This window comes from Microcoleus sp. S13_C5 (assembly GCF_036700845.1).
Lineage (GTDB): Bacteria > Cyanobacteriota > Cyanobacteriia > Cyanobacteriales > Microcoleaceae > Microcoleus.
Genome location: NZ_JAUBPR010000261.1, coordinates 1 through 2,020, shown reverse-complemented (window position 1 = coordinate 2,020; position 2,020 = coordinate 1). Strand labels below are relative to the sequence as shown.

Annotated in this window: 2 protein-coding genes and 2 pseudogenes; 1 reads left to right on the top strand and 3 read right to left on the bottom strand. The window is 39.4% G+C overall.

What is annotated here, in order from left to right:
- Positions 1–151 precede the first annotated feature (151 nt).
- The 3 genes and pseudogenes from QUA04_RS29430 to QUA04_RS29420 all read right to left on the bottom strand — a co-directional run bounded on the left by QUA04_RS29430 (position 152) and on the right by QUA04_RS29420 (position 1,438).
- Positions 152–283, bottom strand: a complete 132-nt coding sequence (locus QUA04_RS29430; RefSeq protein WP_333264268.1) for a hypothetical protein — start codon at positions 281–283, stop codon at positions 152–154.
- A gap of 123 nt (positions 284–406) precedes the next feature.
- A pseudogene (locus QUA04_RS29425) lies at positions 407–892 on the bottom strand (IS630 family transposase); the annotation flags it as partial.
- Positions 893–940: 48 nt separating this feature from the next.
- Positions 941–1,438 (bottom strand): helix-turn-helix domain-containing protein, encoded by a 498-nt coding sequence (locus QUA04_RS29420; RefSeq protein ID WP_333264265.1) that lies wholly within the window; start codon positions 1,436–1,438, stop codon positions 941–943.
- A 191-nt stretch (positions 1,439–1,629) separates the two neighbouring features.
- On the opposite strand from QUA04_RS29420, the pseudogene QUA04_RS29415 reads away from it, so the two are divergent.
- Positions 1,630–2,020, top strand: a pseudogene (locus QUA04_RS29415) (hypothetical protein); the annotation flags it as partial.

The window sequence follows — 2,020 nt, the reverse complement described above, 5'->3', positions numbered from 1 at the left end:
GTATCGACAATTACTTTCTTCCTGAAGAAAGCGCAGTTTCAAGAAAACCTCAGGTGCTTCTTGGAGACAACTTTCAACAGTAACATCGGGTAGATTAAGCAGTCTGTCCAGATGAATATCCATAGGGTAGAAATCAAGTAGTGGTATCTCATTATACGGTTTTCACCAAAAACCCAGAAGAACCGACCCACCTTGCTTTAACTGGGACAAATCCTGATTTCCCTTGAGCTTTTTTTTCAGCTTTTGATGGATTTTCTGAAAGTTCAAACTTGATTTTTGTCATAATTTCTGGAGATTTTTTTTCTAACTCTTTTGTGAGATATTCGGGATGATAGCCATTGTCTAGTAAGAGTCTAATACCATTTTCCTAAAGTCCTGCTACAGATAGAGCCTCTAAAATAAATTTCTATCCCGTCAAAGAAGCAATAACTTCCAACGTCAACTTATTTAACTCTTTTTGCACCGCTGCTCTCAACTCTTCTATTTGGTCAAATCTCAACCATTTCAATTGTTCTTTTACGTATCCCCACAGTCTTTCTATGGGGTTTACTTCCGGACTGTATGCGGGTTGAAACAGTAAAATAACATTTTCTGGTAGGCTGAGATTTAAAGAGTTATGAAATCCTCCCTGATCTACTTGAATTATATGTAAATCCTCCGGATACTCACTGGCAAATAGCTCTAAAAAATTCTCGAAGCACACTGTATCTAAATGTGTAAATTCATAAAAAAAGCTGGCTCCCGTTAGCGGTTCTACTGCCCCATAAAGCCACAAATAAGTAAAATCCCATTGCACCTTTCCTTGCGGTTTTATTCCGTAACCTGTTAACTTTTTTCTTTGAATTGTATGCAGCCCCATCCGACTTTCATCTTGACTCCAATATCGCACTTTTTTCCACTGCTTTAAAAAGCTTTCACTCTGACGAGCGACTGCCTCTAATTAGAGATGACAGTTTTTTTTAAATTCTTCTACTCCCCCTGGTTTCTGTTTTTCACTCACGGGACGAGGGGCTTTTAATTTTCCTTTGAGCCTATATCTTGCCCATTGATGTACTGTCCGATATGCCACTTTAACCTCACAGCAGCTTGTTAACCATTGATGGACTTCTTTGTAGCTACTGAATCCTTCGGGGTCTTGCAATTCTTTTGATAATCTCTCTACCGTTTCTGGACTCATTATTCTGGGCCTTCCTAAACGAGGTTTTTGGGATAATAATTCTTCGATTCCCCCCGCTCGATAGCTAGACAACCATCTCTGTACTATAGTACGATGTTTCCCTAACCTCACCGCAGCAGACAAGACGCTATCTACCGCTTGGGTCTTGAGCCAATATAGAACTTGCAGTTTTTCGTGACGAGTCGCATCTTTCTCTTTCCTGAGAAGACCTTTTAGCTCTTCTTCTGTTTCCCTTATGTCAATCTTAACAACTCCTGACATTTCTCTTCCTTCTCTTGGCGTACTAGCTTACAAAAAGGACACACATTAACTATAGCACTATTTTAGGAAATTGGTATAATTTTTGGAATATTTAGAGGTGTGGACTTAAAATAATCGTATCGGCTCAATAAGTAGGGGTAGGAGAGAAAAAAAAGTAAGCAGAGTACACAAAGTGTCATAAAATAGGACACATGACGCAAAAGATTATTTCACAAGACAAGTCATCCTTCAAGATACTGCCAACCATCGACCCCCCAGGTATTGCAGACGAATCCATGCGTCACACAGTAGAGATATTACTGAACCTAATAGAGCAATTACAATTAAAAGTCAAAGACTTAGAGTCAGAGAATCAACGGTTAAAAGATGAAAACAACCGATTGAAGGGAGAACAAGGAAAACCAGACATCAAAGCCAACTCCAAAGGGTTCAAAAGCCAGCACTCATCAGAAAAAGAGCGAAAAACGCCAAAAAAGCATAGCAAAGGCAGTAAGAACGCGACGATTAAAATAGAGCGAGAAGAAATACTAGAATATCCCACAGACCAACTGCCAGCAGATGCAGAATTTAAAGGATACGAAC